Origin of the sequence: Spiroplasma endosymbiont of Lasioglossum villosulum (assembly GCF_964020195.1) — a bacterium.
GTDB lineage: Bacteria > Bacillota_I > Bacilli_A > Mycoplasmatales > VBWQ01 > Spiroplasma_E > Spiroplasma_E ixodetis_A.
Window position 1 is genome coordinate 1,398,600 of the sequence record NZ_OZ026539.1, and the last position, 22,553, is coordinate 1,421,152.

Annotated in this window: 24 protein-coding genes; 2 read left to right on the plus strand and 22 right to left on the minus strand. The window is 25.1% G+C overall.

What is annotated here, in order from left to right; genetic code table 4:
* Nucleotides 1-51 precede the first annotated feature (51 nt).
* From AACK81_RS08145 to upp, 15 genes are all read right to left on the minus strand, one after another.
* Nucleotides 52-2,172, minus strand: coding sequence for a hypothetical protein (locus AACK81_RS08145; protein ID WP_338961280.1), 2,121 nt, complete (start codon nucleotides 2,170-2,172; stop codon nucleotides 52-54).
* 188 nt (nucleotides 2,173-2,360) lie between these two features.
* The gene (locus tag AACK81_RS08150; protein WP_338961282.1) at nucleotides 2,361-3,041 is read right to left on the minus strand and encodes a DNA alkylation repair protein; all 681 of its coding nucleotides are present in this window, start codon (nucleotides 3,039-3,041) and stop codon (nucleotides 2,361-2,363) included.
* A gap of 28 nt (nucleotides 3,042-3,069) precedes the next feature.
* Nucleotides 3,070-3,786, minus strand: a complete 717-nt coding sequence (locus tag AACK81_RS08155) for a hypothetical protein (protein ID WP_338961284.1) — start codon at nucleotides 3,784-3,786, stop codon at nucleotides 3,070-3,072.
* A gap of 103 nt (nucleotides 3,787-3,889) precedes the next feature.
* Nucleotides 3,890-5,950, minus strand: a complete 2,061-nt coding sequence (locus tag AACK81_RS08160; protein ID WP_338961286.1) for a PTS transporter subunit EIIC — start codon at nucleotides 5,948-5,950, stop codon at nucleotides 3,890-3,892.
* Nucleotides 5,951-6,215: 265 nt separating this feature from the next.
* A complete protein-coding gene (locus AACK81_RS08165; RefSeq protein WP_338961288.1) occupies nucleotides 6,216-6,446 on the minus strand; it encodes a hypothetical protein in 231 nt (76 codons plus the stop codon).
* Between the two features lie 5 nt (nucleotides 6,447-6,451).
* Nucleotides 6,452-6,769: a F0F1 ATP synthase subunit epsilon gene (locus tag AACK81_RS08170; RefSeq protein WP_174480958.1), complete on the minus strand. Its 318-nt coding sequence runs from the start codon at nucleotides 6,767-6,769 to the stop codon at nucleotides 6,452-6,454.
* A gap of 14 nt (nucleotides 6,770-6,783) precedes the next feature.
* Entirely contained in the window at nucleotides 6,784-8,346 is a 1,563-nt protein-coding gene (gene atpD / locus AACK81_RS08175; RefSeq protein ID WP_338961290.1) for a F0F1 ATP synthase subunit beta, read from the minus strand.
* A 17-nt stretch (nucleotides 8,347-8,363) separates the two neighbouring features.
* Nucleotides 8,364-9,215, minus strand: coding sequence for an ATP synthase F1 subunit gamma (gene atpG, locus AACK81_RS08180; protein ID WP_338961291.1), 852 nt, complete (start codon nucleotides 9,213-9,215; stop codon nucleotides 8,364-8,366).
* A gap of 28 nt (nucleotides 9,216-9,243) precedes the next feature.
* Nucleotides 9,244-10,827: a F0F1 ATP synthase subunit alpha gene (gene atpA, locus AACK81_RS08185; RefSeq protein ID WP_338961293.1), complete on the minus strand. Its 1,584-nt coding sequence runs from the start codon at nucleotides 10,825-10,827 to the stop codon at nucleotides 9,244-9,246.
* 11 nt (nucleotides 10,828-10,838) lie between these two features.
* Nucleotides 10,839-11,381, minus strand: a complete 543-nt coding sequence (locus tag AACK81_RS08190) for a F0F1 ATP synthase subunit delta (RefSeq protein WP_281749183.1) — start codon at nucleotides 11,379-11,381, stop codon at nucleotides 10,839-10,841.
* A 12-nt stretch (nucleotides 11,382-11,393) separates the two neighbouring features.
* On the minus strand, nucleotides 11,394-11,921 hold the full coding sequence (gene atpF / locus AACK81_RS08195) for a F0F1 ATP synthase subunit B (protein WP_281749184.1): 528 nt from the start codon (nucleotides 11,919-11,921) through the stop codon (nucleotides 11,394-11,396).
* Between the two features lie 15 nt (nucleotides 11,922-11,936).
* On the minus strand, nucleotides 11,937-12,236 hold the full coding sequence (atpE, locus tag AACK81_RS08200) for an ATP synthase F0 subunit C (RefSeq protein ID WP_338961295.1): 300 nt from the start codon (nucleotides 12,234-12,236) through the stop codon (nucleotides 11,937-11,939).
* A 26-nt stretch (nucleotides 12,237-12,262) separates the two neighbouring features.
* The gene (locus AACK81_RS08205; protein ID WP_338961297.1) at nucleotides 12,263-13,069 is read right to left on the minus strand and encodes a F0F1 ATP synthase subunit A; all 807 of its coding nucleotides are present in this window, start codon (nucleotides 13,067-13,069) and stop codon (nucleotides 12,263-12,265) included.
* The gene (locus AACK81_RS08210; protein ID WP_338961298.1) at nucleotides 13,070-13,426 is read right to left on the minus strand and encodes a hypothetical protein; all 357 of its coding nucleotides are present in this window, start codon (nucleotides 13,424-13,426) and stop codon (nucleotides 13,070-13,072) included.
* Nucleotides 13,427-13,479: 53 nt separating this feature from the next.
* Nucleotides 13,480-14,124, minus strand: a complete 645-nt coding sequence (upp, locus tag AACK81_RS08215) for a uracil phosphoribosyltransferase (protein ID WP_308699596.1) — start codon at nucleotides 14,122-14,124, stop codon at nucleotides 13,480-13,482.
* A 456-nt stretch (nucleotides 14,125-14,580) separates the two neighbouring features.
* Between upp and AACK81_RS08220 the strand changes: the two genes are divergently transcribed.
* Complete coding sequence (locus AACK81_RS08220; RefSeq protein ID WP_338961300.1) at nucleotides 14,581-15,042, plus strand: hypothetical protein; 462 nt, start codon at nucleotides 14,581-14,583, stop codon at nucleotides 15,040-15,042.
* Between the two features lies 1 nt (nucleotide 15,043).
* Here AACK81_RS08220 and AACK81_RS08225 read toward each other — a convergent pair whose 3' ends face one another.
* Nucleotides 15,044-15,355, minus strand: a complete 312-nt coding sequence (locus tag AACK81_RS08225) for a hypothetical protein (RefSeq protein ID WP_338961302.1) — start codon at nucleotides 15,353-15,355, stop codon at nucleotides 15,044-15,046.
* A gap of 56 nt (nucleotides 15,356-15,411) precedes the next feature.
* The gene (locus AACK81_RS08230) at nucleotides 15,412-16,164 is read right to left on the minus strand and encodes a UPF0236 family transposase-like protein (protein WP_338961304.1); all 753 of its coding nucleotides are present in this window, start codon (nucleotides 16,162-16,164) and stop codon (nucleotides 15,412-15,414) included.
* Between the two features lie 481 nt (nucleotides 16,165-16,645).
* Here AACK81_RS08230 and AACK81_RS08235 point away from each other — a divergent pair, with 481 nt between their 5' ends.
* Nucleotides 16,646-16,801 carry a hypothetical protein gene (locus AACK81_RS08235; protein ID WP_338961307.1) on the plus strand — a complete coding sequence of 52 codons (156 nt, stop codon included), beginning with the start codon at nucleotides 16,646-16,648 and terminating at the stop codon, nucleotides 16,799-16,801.
* Here AACK81_RS08235 and AACK81_RS08240 read toward each other — a convergent pair whose 3' ends face one another.
* The 5 genes from AACK81_RS08240 to AACK81_RS08260 all read right to left on the minus strand — a co-directional run bounded on the left by AACK81_RS08240 (nucleotide 16,802) and on the right by AACK81_RS08260 (nucleotide 22,536).
* Entirely contained in the window at nucleotides 16,802-18,844 is a 2,043-nt protein-coding gene (locus tag AACK81_RS08240; RefSeq protein WP_338961310.1) for a hypothetical protein, read from the minus strand.
* 163 nt (nucleotides 18,845-19,007) lie between these two features.
* Nucleotides 19,008-20,027, minus strand: a complete 1,020-nt coding sequence (locus AACK81_RS08245) for a hypothetical protein (protein WP_338961311.1) — start codon at nucleotides 20,025-20,027, stop codon at nucleotides 19,008-19,010.
* A gap of 18 nt (nucleotides 20,028-20,045) precedes the next feature.
* Nucleotides 20,046-20,168 (minus strand): hypothetical protein, encoded by a 123-nt coding sequence (locus tag AACK81_RS08250; RefSeq protein WP_338961314.1) that lies wholly within the window; start codon nucleotides 20,166-20,168, stop codon nucleotides 20,046-20,048.
* A 4-nt stretch (nucleotides 20,169-20,172) separates the two neighbouring features.
* Nucleotides 20,173-22,215 (minus strand): hypothetical protein, encoded by a 2,043-nt coding sequence (locus AACK81_RS08255; RefSeq protein ID WP_338961316.1) that lies wholly within the window; start codon nucleotides 22,213-22,215, stop codon nucleotides 20,173-20,175.
* Between the two features lie 84 nt (nucleotides 22,216-22,299).
* A complete protein-coding gene (locus tag AACK81_RS08260; protein ID WP_338961319.1) occupies nucleotides 22,300-22,536 on the minus strand; it encodes a hypothetical protein in 237 nt (78 codons plus the stop codon).
* Between the last annotated feature and the right edge of the window lie 17 nt (nucleotides 22,537-22,553).

The following is a 22,553-nucleotide window of genomic DNA, read 5'->3' on the forward strand; positions in this document are numbered from 1 at the left end:
AATTTAAAGCTAAATTTTTAACGTTTATTTGGAATTCGTGTTTATATTTATTTAACACTGTAACTTTCCAAAATAATTTATTTTTTTATAAATATTTTTGGGAAATTTTCACTCGATATTGACAGGCATAAATGATTGAATTTGTTCAGTTGTAAATAATGGAATTTGTTGATTTGTGAAAGATGGAATTTGTTCGGTTGTAAATTCCAAAACCTGTTCGATTGCAAAAAATGAAATTTGTTCTTTTGTAAAAAATGGAATTTGTTCTGCTGTAAAATATGAAATTTGCAACGGCAAAAATGATGCAATTTGTTCTCTTGTAAATGCTGCTACTTGCTCAATTATCAATGAACAAATTTGTGTAGATGTAAATACTGAAACTTGTAATGGCCTAAACAAAATAATTTGTGTAGATACAAATATTTGAATTTGTGCTGGTGTAATTATTGGAATTTGTAATAGTGTCAATGCTTGAATTTGTGGTTTTGTTAATGACACAATTTGTTCTCTTGTTAATGTCGGAACTTGCTCAACTGTTAATTCTTGAATTTGTGCTGCTGTAAAAAATGGTATTTGTTCTGCTGTAAAATATGGAATTTGCAACGGCAAAAATGACTCAATTTGAATTGATGCCAATGCTTGAATCTGATTTTCTGTAAAAAATGGAACTTGTTCTTCTGTTAAGAATTGAATTTGTAATAATGTAAAAGATTTAATTTGATCCGTTGTAAAATGTAAAATTTGTCAAGAAGTAAATAATTTAATTTGTTCGGTTGTAAATAATGGAATTTGAAATTTTGTTAAATGTGAAACTTGCTCAATTGTCAATGAAACAATTTGTACTTTTGTCAACGATTGAATCTGTTCTCTTATCAATGACTGAATTTGTGATAACGTAAAAAATTTAATCTGCTCTGTTGTAAATGACTGAATCTGAATCGGTGTAAATGATTGAATTTGTCATGACCAAAATGAAGAAATTTGTGTTTCTGTAAAATGTAAAATTTGTGATGATGTAAATGAACGAATTTGTTCTGCTGTAAAAACTGAAATTTGTTCTGATGTAAAAAGAGGAATTTGTTCTGCTGTAAAAAGAGGAATTTGTAATGACGTAAATGACTGAATTTGTACTTTTGTAAATTTTGAAATTCGTAATAATGTAAATGATTTAATTTGAATAGGCAAAAATGACCTAATTTGTATAGGCGTCAATGCTTGAATTTGTCATGACCAAAAAGACTGAATCTGTTCCATTGTCAATGATTGAATCTGAACTTCTGTAAAAACTGAAATTTGATCTTTTGTTAAGGATTGAATTTGTCAAGGCATAAATGATTGAATTTGAAAAAATGTAAAATATGGAATTTGTGTAACATTAAATGACCTAATTTGTATAGGCGTCAATGATTGAATCTGAATAGGAGTAAACGCCTTGATTTGATTTTCTGTAAATGATACAACTTGTTCTCTTATCAATGACTGAATTTGTGATAACGTAAAAGATTGAATTTGTTCTGCTGTAAATGATACAACTTGTTCAATTATTGATGAATTATTTTTTTGTTTATTAAAAGTTGAAATTATTTTTCTTCCAAAAAATTTACGCTGCTCTAATGTAAAAATTTGAATTTGTTCTAATGTAAATGCTGCAATCTGTTTTTCTATAAATTCTGGGATTTGTTCTTTTGTAAAAGCAGAAATTTGTAACGGTGTAAACGCAGGGATTTGTTCGGTTGTAAATAATGGAATTTGTTCTGGCGTAAATACAGAAATTTGCAACGGTGTAAACGTAAGGATTTGTTCTGGTGTAAAAATTGGGATTTGTTCATATGTTAAATACGGAATTTGTTCTAATGTAAATGTTGCAATTTGAATAGATGTAAATGACTGAATTTGTCATAATCAAAATCATTGAATTTGTTTGGGTCTAAACGATTTAATTTGTTCTGTTGTAAAAAGTGGTATTTGCTCTGGTAGCAATGATTGAATTTGATATTTAGATAAAGCTTTTATTTCATGATCTGTTAAAATTCATATTTTTATTGAAGGTATTATTGAAATCATTGTTGTATTAGATTCTACTTGTAAAGTCTTAAAAATTGAAATATTACTATTAATGATAGGTTCTTCTTGTAAAAGAGGTTTAACAATCAATGAATAATTATTAGGCATGTGCTTTTTCTTTCCAAATAAAAACCCATTTACTTTAAAATAAAGTAAATAGGTCAAAAACTTATATTTATATTTTAATATTTTTCTCTATCTATTAAGTGAATCTTACACTATTTTAAGAATATTATTATAAATATTATTTATAAGCAATTTTATTTTTAATATTAATATAAAACCTTCATTTATTTTTAATGTTCATTAATAACAACAATTATTTTTTTACTAACATTGTTAATTTTAATAAAATCATTAATTTTTTGTGAATTAACTCGTTTAGCATTACGCAATGCTCAACCAATAGAACGTATTAGATAAAAATTTGTTGTTAATAACAATGGCTTAATTAATGCAAATAATAAATTAAAATCAGTATCTTCTTTAAACATTAATTGTGATTGAATTGCTATTCTTTGAATTCAAAAATTACTATCATTTATTAACTTAAATAAATATTGATCTCTAACACTAATATTATTGTTACTAAATATAAGAACACCAATAATATTATCAAAATAATCAGTAGTATCTCATCAAATATTATGCTTAATTATCGATAAAAGCCAATCTAAGTCATTAAAACTTAAGTTTTTCTTTCATCAAAGATTTAAAAATTCCATTGCTGTATATTGAAATTCACGATTTTTTTGTAAATATAATGTTTCAAATAACTGTTTTTTACTTATTAAAGATAAATTTTTATTTCATTTATTTAAAAATAATCTTACTAATGGTTTTCGTTTACTAGTTAAAATTCCATAAAATTTGAAATTATTAATTAAAAATTTTTCTTGTTTAATTTTAGTATTGATATTAGCATTATTAATAAAAATTGTCGTTAATATTTTTATTTCTTCATTAAATTTTTCCATATATACCTTTCTATCTATATAAAATATTTTATCTTAAAAATATTGAAGGGAAAGTACTCATTAAAATAATCGTTATTATTGCTAAACAACTAAATATGCATAATCTAAGAATATGATGAAAATGTTTTTTATTTAAATAACTAATTGTTTGATTTAAATACATTAAATTTCATTTATTAATTGGCAATTGATAATAATCCAAAATAGCGATTAAAATTGCATGTCGTTTAAATGATTTACATTTTTTATAATATTTAATATGGAATGAAATTTCATTTCAATGCTTGAAACTAAAAATATTATTAAGATCCATTAGTTCCGAAACAATTTCTTCTGGTGTAAAATCAGCATTTGCTGCATAAAAAGATTTGAATTGCTTATTTTGTTTAATTCAATATTTAACCTCATAAATAATCATAAATAATGCAATTACTAATACCATTACCACTGTTAAATCTTTAAATATATTTACCGCATACAATAATTTTCGAAGTTCAAAACTAATTTTTTGATCAGTTTTATCAATAACAGTTAATAATATTGAAAGAATTATTGAAAATATTGATAAAAACAATGCTAATATATCCATAATTCTAATTTTTTGTGTACATTTTAATTTAATATATTTAAATAAATCTTTAACAACAATATTAACATCAATTGTTAATGTTAAATTTTGTATATTTGTTTGTATTTCTTCATACCTAGCTTCTTCTAACTTTTCTTCTTCATCATCAAAAAACATAGTTTTCCCCCCATCCTATATTATAATTTTAACATTATCCGTAACTAAAACTAAAAAAATGAACAACTCAAAAAGTTGCTCATTTTTATATTTTAGTAATAGTTTATTTTGGAGTTCAAGTTTTTAATAAATCATTTTTAATATTACCTACTTGTGGCCCATAAATTACCTGAATAGCTGTACCTTTTTTAAAAATACCAACCGCACCAGTTGATTTTAAAATATTATCATCAACTTTAGTTTCATCAAAAACTGTAACACGCAATCTTGTAGCACAATTGTCTAATAATTTAACATTACTTCGTCCACCAAGACCTTTAAAAATATTTTCTAACATATCATTATTTTTATCTTTATTAGTATCAGGTGTTAATGTTTGTTTCTTTGTCATTTCTGCTTGTAAAGTTTTATGAATAGACTCTGCACCATCAAGATAGGTAATTTCAACTTTATTGGCAATTACTTTAATATTTTTAGTTCCACTTAATCTTAATAAAGCTTTTGAATAAATATTTGCATCTTTTAAAGTTGCAACTAATACTTTATCTTTAGCGTTAACATCAATGATATTTAATGCTCCACCAAGTCCAAGTAATAAATTTTCTACTTTTGTTCTACCTTTTTTTGAAGACTTATCTAAAGAAATTTCAACACTTTGTAAGGCTAAGTTGGTTGCTAATTCTCCTTCTTCACGACCTAAAGTTTTGTAATTTCTTCACTTAATAATGTAATAGAACCCAAAGAAATAAGCAGGTGCCATAATTAATCCAGTAACAAATACTCAATAGAATCCTGTTTCTTTACCAAGAATACTTGGTAATATTCCAAAGAAAGAAAAATCAATAAATCCAGCAGCAAAACCTTGACCAACAACTATATTTAATAAATACGCCATCATAAAACTAATTCCTGCCATAAATGCATGGAAAACAAAACATAATGGTGCTACAAATAAGAATGAAAACAATAATGGTTCTGTAACTCCTGTTAAGAAAGAAGTTAGAGCAGCAGATCCTAAAATACCACCAACCATTTTTTTATTTTCTGGTCGTGCTAACATTCACATAGCAAGTGCTGCAAAGGGATAGCCATATTGCATATATGCAAATCGCCCACTCATAAACATTGTTCCCGATGTTTGATTCATGTGTCCTACTGCATTAGAAGCAAATTGTCCAAAGAAAATATTGTACGCTCCAACAAAATGATCACCAGATTCATTAATTCAATTTCCACCAATTCCAGTATATCAGAAAGGCGCATATTGAACGTGATGCAATCCTGTTGGTATTAATAAACGCTCAGTAATTCCAAAAAACATTGCAATAAATGCTCCACCAACTGTCGGATGAAAATTATCACCAGTTAACTGTCCATCAGTAAGTTGACCTGTATTCATACCAGCTGCTAAGCCATTACCAATTTCTCTAAAAGCAATTAATAACATTGGTCAAATAAAGAAAAAAGCTAATCCCATTCCTATTCCAACAAAAACAGCTAAAATTGGCACAAAACGTTCACCACCAAAAAAAGTTAATACTCTTGGCATACGAATATTGTATGAATGATTATGAACAATTGATACTAATCAACCAACAAGAATGCCACCTAAAACTGAAGTATCAAACGTAGGAAATAATCCTAAGACAGAAGAAAATAAACCAGAAGATTTACCACTTTCTGGAGTAATCTTTGCACCTTCACCTAAACCTCATGGATCAAACCCCAACATTCCTGTTTTAGGATTTCAAAAAAACATGCCACTAATAACTGAAGTCATAACAATAAAAGTAATAAATCCAGAAAGAGCAGCTACACCTTTACTAGCTTTTGCAAAACCAAAAGCAATAGAAATAGCAAAAATCAATCCTAAATTAGCAAAAACAACGTTTCCGGCTGATTGCATAATTGAAAAAATATTAATAATAGCAACAAGACTATCATGATTAGGCAATTGCTTTAAAGCACTAGCAACTCCACCACCAATTCCTAACAATAAACCAGCTATTGGTAATGTAGCTATTGGTAAAACAATGGCTCTTGATAAGTTTTGCATTTTACCAAACATTTTGCCACCTAATTTATTGAAAGTTCCTTTAAAAGTAAAACTAGGATTTTTCTTATCCTCAGGAGATGTTTGTTTACTATGAAAAAATTTACTCATTTTCTCACCTCCATTCTATATTGTTCTATACAGATGAGAATTTTATTCTATACAGATAAAAATATTATATATATATATAATAGTAAAAACAACAATAAAATAAATAAAAACGATTTTTTTACTACTATAATAGTAATTTCGGAGAAATTTTATAATCTATATAGATATTATTAATAACTACTATAAATTTTAATAGTATATTGTAATTAAAAAAATAGTAAATATTTTAAAACACTTACTATTTTTATTTTTTTAATTTTAAGTATTAATTTAAATTAAATCAAATATCTAAACCAATAAATTTAATAATTAACGTACCAATACAATAAGTAAAAACTAAAGTTGTTAACATATATAAAATTCATGATTCTTTTACTCTTTTATGATCAAGAAATTTATTAAAAGGAATTGCTTTTACAGCAAATCCGCTAGCAATAAAACTAAAAAGATAAATACTTATTTCAATTATTCATTTTATTAAATGTGAATCATGCATATTTATTAACCTCCACTAACCCTTTTAATACGTTCATCAAATACCTTTGTTTCTTGCTCTTTTAAAATTGATGTATATTCAACTTTATCACTAATAATACGAACCATATGTAAATCAGTTACCAAAAGTCCACCAGAAATCGTTAAATTACGAATTTTTTCTTTAATTTTAAATGACATTTTTGATATTTGAATATTAGCAATCAAAGGTGTATGCCATTCAAGAATACCAACATAGCCTTCAGTTGTTTTAACATTAACTCACTGTACTTCTCCATCGAAAAAAATACCATCAGGAGTAATAATTTTAAGATTTAATGCCATACTATCACCTTCAATTATCTCAATTTCTTTGCCTTTTCAATTGCTTGTTCAATAGTTCCTACATATAAAAATGCTTGCTCTGGTAAATCATCACATTCACCATCTAAAATTTGTTTAAAACTATTAACAGTTTGACTAATAGGAATATAAATACCATTTAAACCCGAAAATTTTTCAGCAACATGAAATGGTTGTGAACAAAAATTACGAATTCTTCTTGCTCTAGCTACTATTTTTTTATCTTCTTCACTCAACTCATCCATTCCTAAAATACCAATGATTGGTTCTAATTCAGAAAAACGTTGAATTGTTTCAATAACTCTTTGTGCAACATCATAATGTTCCTGACCAACAATAGCAGGATCTAACATTCTCGATGAAGATTGTAAAGGATGAACAGCAGGATAAAGCCCTAAAGCAGCAATATTACGATCTAAAACAATTTTAGCATCCAAGTGAGTAAATGTTGTCGCAGGAGCTGGATCAGTTAGATCATCGGCTGGTACATATACTGCTTGTACAGATGTAATAGAACCACGTGTTGTTGATACAATACGTTCCTGTAAAGCACCCATTTCTGTCGATAATGTTGGTTGGTATCCTACTGCTGAAGGCATTCTTCCTAATAAAGCCGATACTTCACTACCAGCTTGTGTAAAACGAAATATATTATCAATAAATAATAATACATCTTGCTGTTTTTCATCACGGAAGTATTCAGCAATTGTTAAACCAGTTAATGCAACACGCATTCTAGCACCTGGTGGTTCTGACATTTGACCAAACACTAAAGCAGTTTTACTAATAACACCTGACTCTTGCATTTCATAATATAAATCATTACCCTCACGTGTTCTTTCGCCAACTCCTGAAAAGACAGAAATACCACCATGTTCTTTAGCTATGTTATTAATTAATTCTTGAATTAAAACTGTTTTACCAACTCCAGCTCCACCGAATAAACCAATTTTTCCACCTTTAGCATAAGGTGCTAATAAATCAATAACTTTAATTCCTGTTTCTAAAACTTCTGATTTTGATTGTAATTCATCAAAACTAGGAGGTGTACGATGAATAGGATATTTTAATTTAGTTTTAAGTTCTTTACCATCATCAATGACTTCACCCAATACATTAAAAAGTCTACCCAAAACTTCTTCACCAACAGGAACACTAATTGGTATTCCTAAATCAACTGCTTCAAGACCACGTAGTAATCCTTCAGTTGGACCCATTGAAATACAACGAACACTATCATCACCAATATGTTTTGCAACTTCAACAATTAATTTTTGACCATTATTATCAATACTAATAGCATTATTTAAATTAGGTAAACTATTATCATTAAAACAAATATCAATAACTGGACCTGAAATTTGAACAATTTTTCCAATATTTCGTTTAGTTGGTAATTGTTTACTAGTTTTAACACTTTCTTTGCTATTAACTACTTTTTTAGTGACTTTTGCTTTTACTTTAGCAATAACTTTAGTATTATCCTTTTTTAAAGAATTTTTATCACTAACTTTTTTTTCTTTAATTGTTATAGGTTTTTTACTAGTTGCATTTTTCATTTTAGTTTGCTCCTTTATTATGATGATTGGGCATCAGCGCCACCAATAATTTCTGAAATTTCTTGGGTAATAGTACCTTGACGGGCACGATTATAACTTACTAATAATTTATCTTTCATTTCTTTGGCATTATTTGAAGCATTTTCCATTGCTAATCTTCGTAATGCTTGCTCTGACACTTGTGATTCTACTAATGCACCATAAACAATGGCACCAACATATAAAGGAATAGCACTATTAATAACAGTATTAGCGTCTGGTTCAAAATCGGTTTGAATTAAATTACTTTCTTGATTAGTTTTAATAGAAACAATTGGCAATAAATCAATAATTGTTGGAATTGTTGTTACCGTATTTACATATTTTGTATATGCAATTTTAATAGCATCAGTTTCTTTATTATTAAACTTAGAAAGTAACAACAAAGATATCTCTTGCGAATCATTATATGATGATTGAATGTTAATTTCAGTATAAGATTGCATAATTTTACAATGATGATTAGTAAAGTATGAAACTCCTTTACTACCAATAACAACTATTTCATCTTGTGGTTTATATTGTTCTAATACTAATTTATTTAAATTATTATTAAAACCACCACATAATCCTAAATTAGAATTAAAAACGACTCATATTGTTTTATTAATAACTTGATCTTTTGTTTTTAAATAAATTGAATTACTTAATTTAGGTATTAGTTGATTGAATGTATCATAAACTTCAGAATAATAAGGTTTAATCATCTCAATTCTTTTACCTACTTTTTTTAATTTAGCTGTTGATACTAGTTGCATTGCTTTAGTAATTTTATAACTAGTATTAACAGATTTAATTTTTTGTCTAATTTGTTCCATGCTTTGAGCCATGATATTTCACCTTACCTTCCTAAATACATTATTTGAATGTTTTAATTAATGTTTCCCATTCTTCAAGACTACCATATATTTTAGGATTATAGTCATTTAGCTTATTGGTCAAATTATAAACAACCTGCATAATGCCTTGACTAATGCTCACTTGTAACTCTTCACTAAACGCTTGATCTTGCTGTAATTTTAAATAACTTTTTCGTTGTTGTTTTTGAAAATAAGTTATTACTTCCTTTTTAAAAGAATCCATCATTTCTACTGGTAATCATTTAATTGCCTTATTTTTAATTGCTAATAAAATAATTGCTTGATCAATTTGATTTAATGGTTCATTTTGTTTTTGTTTTAAAATTTCAATGGCACGTTTACCATGTTCAATAACAGCTCTAGTATTTTCATCTAAATCAGAACCAAATTGTGAAAAAGCTTGTAATTCACGAAATTGTGCTAATTCTAATTTTAATGTTCCACCTGCTTGTTTTATTGCTTTAATTTGTGCTGATGAACCTACCCGTGAAACTGATAAACCCACATCAACTGCTGGACGAATTCCGGCATTAAATAATTCTGACATTAAAAAAATTTGACCATCAGTAATTGAAATAACATTAGTAGGAATATATGCAGAAATATCACCGGCTTGTGTTTCAATAATAGGTAAGGCAGTAATACTCCCACCACCATGTTTTTCATTTAATTTAGCTGCACGTTCTAATAAACGTGAATGAAGATAAAAGACATCTCCTGGATAAGCTTCTCTTCCTGGTGGTCGTCTTAATAATAAAGAAATAGCACGATAGGCCACTGCATGTTTACTCAAATCATCATAAACAATTAAGACATCTTTACCTTCTTCCATTCATTCTTCGGCAATAGTTACTCCTGTATAAGGAGCAATATATTGCAAAGGAGCAACTTCACTAGCAGTAGCAGCAACAATAGTTGTATACTCCATTGCCCCTAATTGTGTTAATTTATCAACAATTTGAGCAACAGTTGAGGCCTTTTGACCAATAGCAACATAAACACAAAAAACATTTTTACCCTTTTGATTAATAATAGTATCAATAGCAATCGTTGTTTTTCCAGTTTGACGATCACCAATTATTAACTCTCTTTGACCTTTGCCAATCGGAATCATTGCATCAATTGATAATAATCCTGTTGCTAAAGGTTCTGATACAGATTTTCTAGTCATCACACCCAGCGCTATTCTTTCAATCGGTCTAGTTTTCGTAGTTTTAATTGGACCTTTACCATCAATCTTTTGCCCTAGTGCATTAACAACTCTTCCTAAAAGCATATTACCAACTGGTGTTTCAACAACATTACCTGTTCTACTAACAATATCTCCTTCTTTGATACCCGTGTCATCCCCCATTAAAGTAACACCAACAGCAGTTTCTTCTAAACTCAAAACCATACCATAAATATTACTTTTAGAAAAAAATACTAATTCACCATTAACAGCCTTATCTAAACCATGAATTAGCGCAATTCCATCACCGACAGTAACAACAATGCCTTCCTCATTAGCACTAATTTTTTTACCATAATTTTTAATTTGGCTTTTTATAATTTCTGAAATTTGATTAACGTTTAAGGACATTTGTTTTACCTCTATTCATGACTTAATAATTCTTGTTTTAATTGATCAATTTGACCTTTAACGGAACCATCAAAAACTTGATTCCGTACTTTAACTTTAATACCGCCAATTAATGATTTATCAATCTTGTTAACGACTTTAATCTTATGTTTAATGACTTTCTCAATTTTCAATTTTATTTGATTTATTTGTTGGTTTGAAAGTTCTATTACTGAATAAATAATGCCATAGTTTACATCTTGATATTCATTACATAATTTGCGAAATTCTTTTAAAATGAAACGAACACACTGGAAATGATGTTCATCAATCAACAAAAAGAAAAAATTTAACATATATGGTTCAATATGATTTTTAAAAGTTTCACTAATAATTTGTTTACGTGTTTCAATAGTTAAATTACTACTACTAGTAATATCAATAAATTCTGGATAAGTAGTAAAAATATCAATTAATTTATTACTTTCTTCAGCAAATTGAGTAATTTTTTTTATTTCTCTTGCTAATTGAAAAAGACCATTACTTCATTGATTAGCTAATCCTTCATCTATCATTTAACTTCACCACTATTCCAAATTCTTAATAAAATCAGTAATTAATTGTTCATGTTTTTTAGCATTCATTTCAGCACCAATAATTTTTTTAGCTGCTTCTAATGCTACTACTTTGATTTCTTCGTTAATCTTTGCTTCTGCCTCTTTACGAGCACGAACTAAATCACGATTTGATTGATTAGTAATACGCATACTCTCTTCTTGCGCTTTATCAATAATTTGTTTACGCTTATTGTAACCATCATTTTGTGCATTAGCAATAATTTCCTGAGCTTCAATTTTAGCAGCTTTTAATATTTGACTAGCTTCACCACGATCTTGATTAGCTAATGATTGCTTGCAAGCAGCATCATCAAGTTTTTCTTTAATTACTAAATGTCGCGAATGTAAAGCCTTACGAAACGGAGCATAAACTCATCTTCAAAGTACCATTAATAAAATTAATGTTGCAAAAATATGAGCAATAAAAACAGGAAGATTGGGAAATAATTGATTAACAATATCATCACCTGATACTAAATCATTGAAATTAAAATTCATAAAATCACCTACTTTTTAATATTTTGCTACAAATATTAAAATTAGAGAAACAACTAAACCATAAATAGCACCTGATTCGGCAATAGCTGCACCAATAACAAATTGTGTTCTAATTTTAGATTCTACTTCAGGATTACGAGCAACCGCTTCAACAGCTTTACCAGCAGCAAAACCTTGACCAATTCCACTTCCTGCACAAGAAATAGTTGAAATTCCAGCTCCAACAAACTTTAAATTCATCAATCCATTAGGATCAGCTGCTAAATGATTAAAAAAATGAAAGACATGTGTCATTACTGTTGTTAATAATTCCATAATAAATAAATTCTCCTTTTTGTATTTTATTTTTTTTCCATAATTGAACGTTCGGTATAAATTTCTTCTTCATGATTTATTGCTTGTTGTTTACGAAGTTTTTTTGGTAATTTAATAGTAAGTTCTCCCTTATGAGAACTTCCTTCTTCCATTTGTAACTTCCAATAAACAAGAGTTAAGGTGCCAAAAATTAAGGCTTGAATGCTTCCAGCAAATAAATCAAAATAAATATGTAAGAATGGTCCAATTACACCAATTAATAAATTCATCTGACCAATAATTGGGATATTACTTCAAATATTAGCAGTTACCCCATAAAGCATTGCCAAAATAATACTTCCACCTAAAATATTACCAAATAAACGAAAAGATAAAGAAATCAAAGGTGCAAATTGAGTAATTAATTCTAGAGGGTTAATAATAAATTTTTTAAAAAATAAAAGTTTCTGAAATTTAATAGCAATATAATATATTCCAATAAAAGTAACTAATGCCATTGATAAAGTAACCGTATACATTGATGACTGTGGTTCAAGACCAATAATCGATAATCAATTACCAATTAAAATATAACCCATTACATATAACAAATAAACTGTCAGGTTTTTATACTTTACACCAAGAACATCAACAACAATTTTTTCAAATGATTTAATTATTAATTCAACAACTAAAACAATACCTCTTGGATCTTCATCAGGCTTCATTCGTTTTACTTTATAATAATAAATATAACTAATAACACTGATAAAGACTGTTGTTATCAAAATTGTTACCAATTGTGGCATAATTTGTAAATAGTTCCAACTTTCCAATCCAGCTAAAGTTTCCATTTAAATTCCTTCTTTTAAGTTATTTTTTTGATATACACATAACGTTGCAGTAATAGTAGCAACCATCAATATTGACATTCCGGCAATTATAGTAAAAATATTAGCAAAATTAAAGAAAATATTCAAAACTATAATTGAACCATAAATTAACATTCTTAATAAGAATCCAAAATATGCTAAGGTTTGTTTTAAATGTATTCCGCTGGTTAATCATTTTGACGATAAATATAAAAAACATAACCCAATCATACTTCCTATAAAACCAATATTAAATCCAGTAATTAATAACCAATCGTTTGTATTAATTATAACAGTTATAATTAATCCTACATTAATTAATAATCAATAGCATAACATTGTAAAAAGTATTGAAAGAAAAAGGTTATTTCTAATTTTTTCCATTAAAATATTTATTTAGTTCCAAAAATTCGATCACCAGCATCACCCAATCCAGGTACAATATAACCATCATCATTTAATTCTTTATCCAACGCTGCTAAAAAAATCTTAACATCAGGATGATTATGATTAATTTTCTTAATAGCTACTGGTGCTCCTACAATGGAAACTAAAGTAATGTTTTTAAAACCTACTTTTTTTAATTCTTTAATAGCAGCATCAGCAGTACCACCAGTAGCAAGCATTGGATCTAAGATAAATACTAATGCATCACTTATATTTTTAATATTTTTAGGATATTTAAAAAAATATTTTTGTGGTTTTAAAGTTTCTTCATCACGATAAAGACCAACATGACTAATAATTGCATTAGGTACTACATACTCAAATCCATTTGTCATCCCTAATCCTGCTCTTAAAATCGGAGAAAGAATGATTGTCTTGGTTAATGTTTTACCAATAACTTTAGTAATGGGTGTTTCAACTTCAATTTCATCAAGAGGAATATCTTTAAATACTTCATAAGCCATTAACGTTGCAATTTCGCTTAAATTCTCTTTGAAATCTTTTTTTTGGGTTAAGTGATTTCTAATTCTTGTTAATTTATCTTGTATTAAAGGATGATTAACAATAAACAGATTTTTACTACTTTCCACTAAAAACACTCCTTTATCTTTAATGCGTATATTTTCAATAATTTAAAATATATACTAATATGAAATTTTACGCCTTTTAATTTATAAATCAATAAAATAACAATAAAAATAACGAAAAAAGATAAAAGATTTATTCAAAAATTATTTTTTTAATTGTTAATAACATTCTTATAGTTCAAAATTAACTAAATAAAAATATAATTTATAAATTTTATTTTAAAAACTTTGTTTTTATTTTAAAAAATTATAATCTAAAATATAAATTGGGATATTGTCAAAAATCCGAAATAAATTAAATCTATATAGTCTTATTATATTTTAGACAAGAAATAATTTGGATTTTTATGAAATTGTAACTTTATATTACTATTTTTTAAAATATATTTCAACTAAAATACTTATAATTAAATTTAGTAAGTGCTAAACTTATAAAGTAAAATTAAGGAGAATTTAAAAATGAAAATTAAAGCACTTAAAAAATTACAGTTAGTAACTGTATTATTATTTGTTTTAACTATTTTAATTGTGATTACTTTACTATTATTACTAGGTTTATTTCATGGAAAAGAAGTAGTAACTGTTAAAAACAATAATTTATTTAAAAATACAAAACCTTTAATATATGAATATAACGGTTTTACTTTATGAAATAAATATAGTTGATATTACATATTAACCAATAATAATATTTGCCTTAAAAATTTTGGAAGTTGTTATATTATTCATAATTCTTATAGTTATTCTTTATTATGGTTAAAAATTGCAGTTATCTTTTCTACAATTGTAGTTCCAATTTTTGTGTCTATAATTTTGTCATTAACATTCTTTATTATTGGTTTAAAAAGAAAAATAAAAAATAATAATTTTTGAGATGCTATTGCAAATTGTGAAATAATAAGTAATTATTACATTCATTAAATTATGTTTCTAAATTTATCTTATTACATTTAAAAATAACCATTTTTATATAAATCAAAATATTATATGTTCTATTACCAAGCATTTCTTTTAAAACATGTCAAATATTAGTTTCAGTAAAACAACCTATATTTCACTTTGCACCTTGATTTTCAATGCCTTGTTTATTATTTTTAAAATACTGTTTCTTTAATTTTTTATGATTATCTAATTCTTTATATAAATATTTAATTAATTGTTCATATTGACCATTATTAATTAAATTTTTACAGTGATTATATTCGTTTAAATATTTTTCTTTATTTCCAGCCATTATTCCAAGATATAATGTTCTAATTAAATGAAATTTATCTAAAACAAATTGTGCACCTAAATAATCAGCAACTTCTTTAATTCATCCTGCACTATCTCCACAAATAATAATTTTGGCTTCTTCAATATTTTCGTAAAATTTTTGACAATGTTCTTTAACAAATTCAGCAGTTTTTTTAACTCCAATTTTGTTTTTGTTGGTCTAATAATTGCTTTTACTCTTTTATTTTGTATTTTGTGATTAATATTATCTGTATATGTTACTATTAATCGCATAGAGTGTTTTATACCTTTACGTTTAAAATTTCAAAATTTTCGATGACCATCATCAATTGCTACAAAAATAGGTTGATTTTTTTCTAGTTTTACTTTTTCTGGATTTGCTTCAACTATTTCGAAATTTTTAAAAACTCTATGAACAGTACTAACACTAATACCTGCTTTTTTACAAATAGCACAAATATCACGATATCTTTTCCCATCTGCAAAATTTTCAATAATAGTGTCTTCAATATCTTCACCAATTCTTTTATATTTAGGTAATTCTAATTCTTCATCTAGTAAACAAATACGAACTCATTTTTGTAATTTTTCATCAAAATATTCATAAATTCTTCTTTTATAAGTCACCATTCCATATAATGTTTTTCTTGTTCGATATTGATAATCAACAATTTTATATTTCTTTTTATCTCTTGTATTTTTTATTCTTCAATCTCATTTTTCTCATTTTTTTGTTATATGTTCTAAAACTAATTTATCAAATTTAGCATATTGTTCTCTAAAATTTCATTTATAATTAAAATTCATATTTAAATTCTCCTAATCTGTTTCTGTACCAATTATTAATTTTAAATTGCATAAATTTAAAGTGTTAAAATATGACAAATTATATTAATAATCTATTTTACTTGATTTTATCCACAATAATCCACATAATAATGTAATTATGAATAAAATAATGGTACTGCGAAAAAAAGTACTTTCATATTTACAATATAATAAACAAGTTATATATAATTAATAGTATAGGTATCACAAAATAAACACCTTTAATTTAGGCGTTATTTTGCGTTTAAAAGTATACTTGTAAAAATAGTGAAAAATAGTACAATTTAAAAGTAACATCAAGGAAAAAAGGAGTAATTTAATATAAAAATATGAATAAAAACAAATTTAAATAAAATAACATTAGCATTAGCACTAACTGGTGCAATAAGTGGAATAACTGGTTTAATAATTGGTTCACTAGCACATAATCAAACTAATGGTTATAAATCATATTTAGGACATGACTATACAGTCTACTGGGGGGGCTGGAACAACAATATGAGAAAGAAAAACTAATGATAAACACATAATAGATTTGTATTTTGATAAAGATAAACGTATTAATACAGATTTAAAATGAGATGGTCAATATCCAAAAGGATATTTTAATTGATAATTAAATTTCCAAATTAATGTATGAAATATTATCGTTATATTTATCAAATAAATTAATATTAGTTAAACTTATTTCTTGTTTATCGGTTATTAAAATTAAATCATAATTTCCGGCACCAAATATACCACTAATTTCAATCCGATTTAAGTTATTAATTGGATTTTCAATTTGTAATTCAAATTCATTATTATTATCAATTTGTAAAATTTCTTTATAAAATTCTAATTTAGAAAATAATTGAGATTTATTTGAACCATATAAGTTTAAAGCATTTTTAATTTTATTCTTATTAATAATTGCTCTTGTAAAATATTTACCATATTCTCCATTACCTAATGTTCAATCAGCAGGAATTAATGATGGAATATTATTACTTTCAATTTCATTTGTAATAGATAATCAGTTAAATTGATTATCATCTAGTTTAAATAATTCATTTTGACTAATATCATTATTTTTCAATTTAATATTATTGATATCTGAAAAATCAAAATATTCAGATTTTAATACAACTTTTGCATCTTTAAATTCTCAAACTTTATCTGGTGTAGAATGTATAGGATTTGATTTTATTTCAAAATAATAAGGTAATAATAGTTTAAAATCATCATTTAAACCTTTATTAATAGATAGTATTGAATAAATATATTTAGATAACATAATTACTATTTGTTTAAATATCTTAACTTGTGGCAAACTTATATAATTTGGATAATCTAATTCTCATTGTTTAAATAAATTAGTAATAACATCATCGGGCTTTTGATTTTCAAATTTAGCACGAAGTTTTGTAATATCAAAATTTTCATCACCTTGTTTAAAAGATATTCCATCAAAATTACGATTATAGGTATATGTATAAGTTAACATATCTAATAATACTTTTTGCAAACTATCAATTGGTGGTTTATCATTTATTTCTAGTTCAACATCATCAAAATTCTGTGATAATTCAATAACAATATTTCTGCTTGGATATGGTGGGTTTGGTTCTTGATGACTATATAATAAATATTGTTCATTCTTTTTCATTTCAAAATCAGCTAATTTTTTCGGTATTGGTGATGGTCCATCATATTTACCAATTTTAGCATTAGTTACTCTTGCATTATTAATAATTTCTTTTCTTGTTTCACTTCCACCACCAATAGCAATTAAATCTAAAACTGATTTTTCTTGTCCAATAAATTGTTTTGCTAAATTTCATGGTAATATTTGTTCACTAAATCATTGTTGTAATATTCTAACTTTTGGTTGAGTTTCAATAGGCATTGATAACAGTGGAAATGCTATCTTATCTTTAACAAATAATTTTGGGTATACTTCCATATTATCAACTTCACCAAGTACTTTTATATTGCCGAAAATCATGCTTCTAGGGGCTTTAATTTTTAAACAAGTAACTTTTGTATCCTTATCTAATGGTTTTTGTAATTTAATAATGATTGGATAACCATCTCTTGTTTTAAAGTCTTTAATTTTAATAATAGTTATACTTTTAGTACTTCTTGTTTTTGGATTTTGATAAGGTTGTGAATAATTATTAATAATATATAAGTTATCAATATTATTTTCAGTTAATGGTTCATTTATACTAACTGCATATAACTTAAATTGATTTAATAAATTTATTTCTTGGAATATTAAATTTTTAATATCAGTCATACTATATTCAATAGTATTATCATTAATATTAGTACTTGCTCTTTGATTTAATTGCATAGTAAAGTCTGATGTTTCAACAGCAATAGTTTTTAATACTTTATCAATATCAATAAAACCAATTTTAATAGTATTTTCTGAAAATCTTAAAGTATTATTTTCATTATTTTTAAATAAACGTTCAATTTCATAAATATAAATTGTTCTTTTTTTAAATTCATCGTATGCTCTATTAATATCTGGGTCACTAGTAGCACGCATCATATTAGTAAAATCATAAGGAATATTATCAATTAAATAATCATTTTCTACTTCTGCTTGATTAAGTTTAGTTTGCTTCTGTTTTTGTGGAAACTTCGTTTGTGGTTTGCTGTTGTCCATTGTTATCTCCTATTAATTGGTTATTTTCTGGATTAAATAATTTTAATTTAACAGTTAAGTTATTAATTTCTTGTTCATCATTAATATTAAAGGTTTTACTATTTAATAAATCTTTATCTACACGTACTAATATTTGAATAAATTTAAGAATATCAATATTAAATTATCATAATTTTTGTTCAATATAATTAATAGTTGAAATATTTACTGCTGTACTTTCTGAAATTGATTGTTGTGCAGATTTCTTTTGACTTGGTATATGAATACCACAACGTTTAAATATTTCATTAACATTTCAATCGTATATATCAGTTAAATTTTTACCTTTAAAATTACTATTTGTCATATTGATATTTTCGTTTTGTTCATTATTATCTCCACCACTTTTAAATATGTAGTTTTTAGTAACCAAAGTTCTTACTGCTTCTTCTAATGTTGATTGTACATTTCCATAAGTTTGACTAAATATAAATTTGGGTGAATTTAAAATTGTATCTAAAACAATTTGTTCATAAATAACATCTAATGCTTTAATTTTATCCATTACTTTATTACAATCTGCTAGTTCATTTGCTTTATTTCTCATAATTGCTATTGGAATATAATTAATATTTAATATTTGTTCTTGTTCTAAATTGGGATTATTAATGAATGATTTAAAATCTAATGGAAATTGTTTTTTATTATCACTAATACTATAAATTGCACGATTAATAGTTACTTGTTCATTATTTAATGTATAAATTTCAAATAATCTTACCATTTGTGCATTTTGCTCATAACTATCATAAAAAATAGTGCATTGAATTAATTTACTAGTAATATCATAAACTCTTTGTTGTATATCAACGACTTGAAAATATAAATCATCATTAGCAATAAAAATTAAATAACCACTAATTCCTAATTTACTTAATTTAAAAATAGAATTTCAATTTTTTCTATAAAATTCTTGTTGAATTAAATATTTCGTAATAACTTCATTATTAATATCTAATGGAGCATTATATAAATTAGCGTTATTTTCTGCTACAAAATCAGTGAAATAAGTTTCATGATTAAAATCATTAAAACCAAAATAACTTAAAATAGAAGCATGTGTACTTTTACCTTTTAAAAAAGTTAATTTAGTTTTTTCTTCATTATTAGTGCTTTTATCTTTTCTTAAAAATCTACCTAACATAATATTCACCACCTTTTTTTAAAATATTTGATTAATTTTAAATACAATTTTTATAATAATAAATATAATTAAACCAGCAATAGCTGATGATAATATAACTCCTATTAAACCTAAAATAATTTTTATAATTTTAAAAAACATAATCTTATTCCTGTAATTCTTCTAATTTTCATACATTACCTTTTAAATTACCTTTTCCAGTATAAATAGTAATCCATTTTGCATGTTGAACTGATAAAATTACTATATTAGCACTATCATTAAAGGTTTGTATTTGTACACCAGCAATTTTGTTATCCGTTATAATAAATTCTTGAATAGTATAAACTGGATTATATATACTTCAAGAATAATAAACTCTATAATGTTTATTCTCTTGAAAATCATAAGTAATTTGTCAATTATCTCATTTATTTTTTTCTCTTGTTCCTACTTCTTTTCAATTATTTATACTTGGAGTTGGAGTTGGTTGTTTTTCTAATATTTCATTAATGGCTTGTAATAATTTTTTATTTTGAGTTTTTAATAATTTATATTCATTATTTTCTAATAAATCTTTACAAAGTAATGAATTTTCTTCATCATGTAATGCAATTTGATTTGTTTCAGTATTATATTTAAAATAATCATTTGAAAATTTTTTATCTTTTATTTTTTCTTTTAACTCATTAATACCACCAACAATAGTTTTATCATTAGTTTCTAAAGTAGGAATTTCTTTACCAATAGCATTCATATAAAAAGCAATTGGAAATAATTCTTTTGTATCTTCTAATTTTTTATCAATTTCTGATTTATTATAATAATTAGTTAAATTTGCACTAATGGTATTAGTTTCATCAATATTAATATTTGAACCAACAGTTAATTTATCTTGTTTTTTATCTAATAAATTATTAGTTTCTAGTTTTGTGTAATAATCACTTTCAGTATGTTCTTCTGCTATAAATTCAATTGGTGTATCTATTCCTTGATATTGATATATTTCTTCTATATTACCAATTAAATTAATTTTTCCACGTTCAGGATAAGAATTACCTCCACCACTAAATTTTTTATTTCTATTGTCATAGTAAATAGTTCCAATATTTAAAATATTTTTATTTGAGATTTGTTCTTTATAAGTCATGGAATCAACATTTAACAATTCAAATTCATTAAAAACATTATTTAAATAAATTTTAATTACTTTATAAAATTTCATAAAGTCATTTTCTGTTGAATATTGATAACTGATTTTAATAAAATATCATTTAAATGTTTCTATATTATTATTTTCAACTTTCTTTCATAAAGGACTAGTTTCAATATTAAATCAATTATTTTTAACATCATTAATATTTTCGTTTGCTTTAATTAATTCACTATTTAATTTGGTAATTTCATTTTCATTTGTAGTAATTCGTTTTTGCTGTTTAGCAGAAAAATCACAAGTCGGTGCATGTGTATAATCACCAATTTGTGGATTATTTTGTAATGCTTCGGGTGGTAATGTACCAATTTCATCAGGTCAATCTAAAATCATTGTTTCAGTTTCTTTATCATAATCTGTTGCAACATAACCTTTATTAATAAATTTACTAACAGGACCTCTATATATTTCATTTTCATTATCATCAACTAAATCATCATATAATTTAATTTGTTTTAATAATGTAAATTCTTTTTGTTCTTTAATTAATTCATCAACTTGATTTCTAGTATAAAATGCTTTTAAGTCAATTTTTTCAATATCTATTTCATTATCATTATAACTTGAAAATATTTGTTTTAATTCTGTTAATCTTGCTCATATTTTCATTCTACTAGGTGCTAAATCTCAAACATTAATTGTAGGAGTACTATTTGCACTAAATTGATTACCATTATTAAATTGAATAGTAGCATCAACATTAAATTCAATTGGTGTACGATTAAATACTCAATGTTCAACCATAACATAAACTATATCTCTTAATGTTGCTTTAATTAATTCATCTTTAAAACTATCGAAAGGAAATTTAGATAAAATAAAATCAAAATAAGCATTAATATCATTTTGAGCGCGAATAGCAAAAGTTATAAATCAATCATTAACATTAGGTCATGTATTTATATATTGTTGTGGAGTTTCTGTAATTTTTCCAGTTAATGGATATCAGTTATTATAATTTTCAAGACTGACATCAGTTCAAAGTTTATTAATCATAATTTATCATTCCTTAAAAAATGCTTTTTTATAATGCTTAGTTTTTGTTTTAGTTTTTCTATGTGATATATGGATAATTTCTTTTTATAACTTTTTTTTACCTTTTTCTACAACTTGACTATATGCAAATTTTTCTAAATGATGTAATAATCCTGTTCCAAATAAAGTATTAACTGAAAATTTTAAACCAACAGTTTTAAATGATTTATTAATATTTTCAATAGGATTATTAATAACATTTACTACTTTATGATAAGTTCTAATAGTTCTAAATATTTCTCTATATACTTTAAAACTATCTCTAATTACTTGTTGCACCACTGGTGGAGTAAATGCTA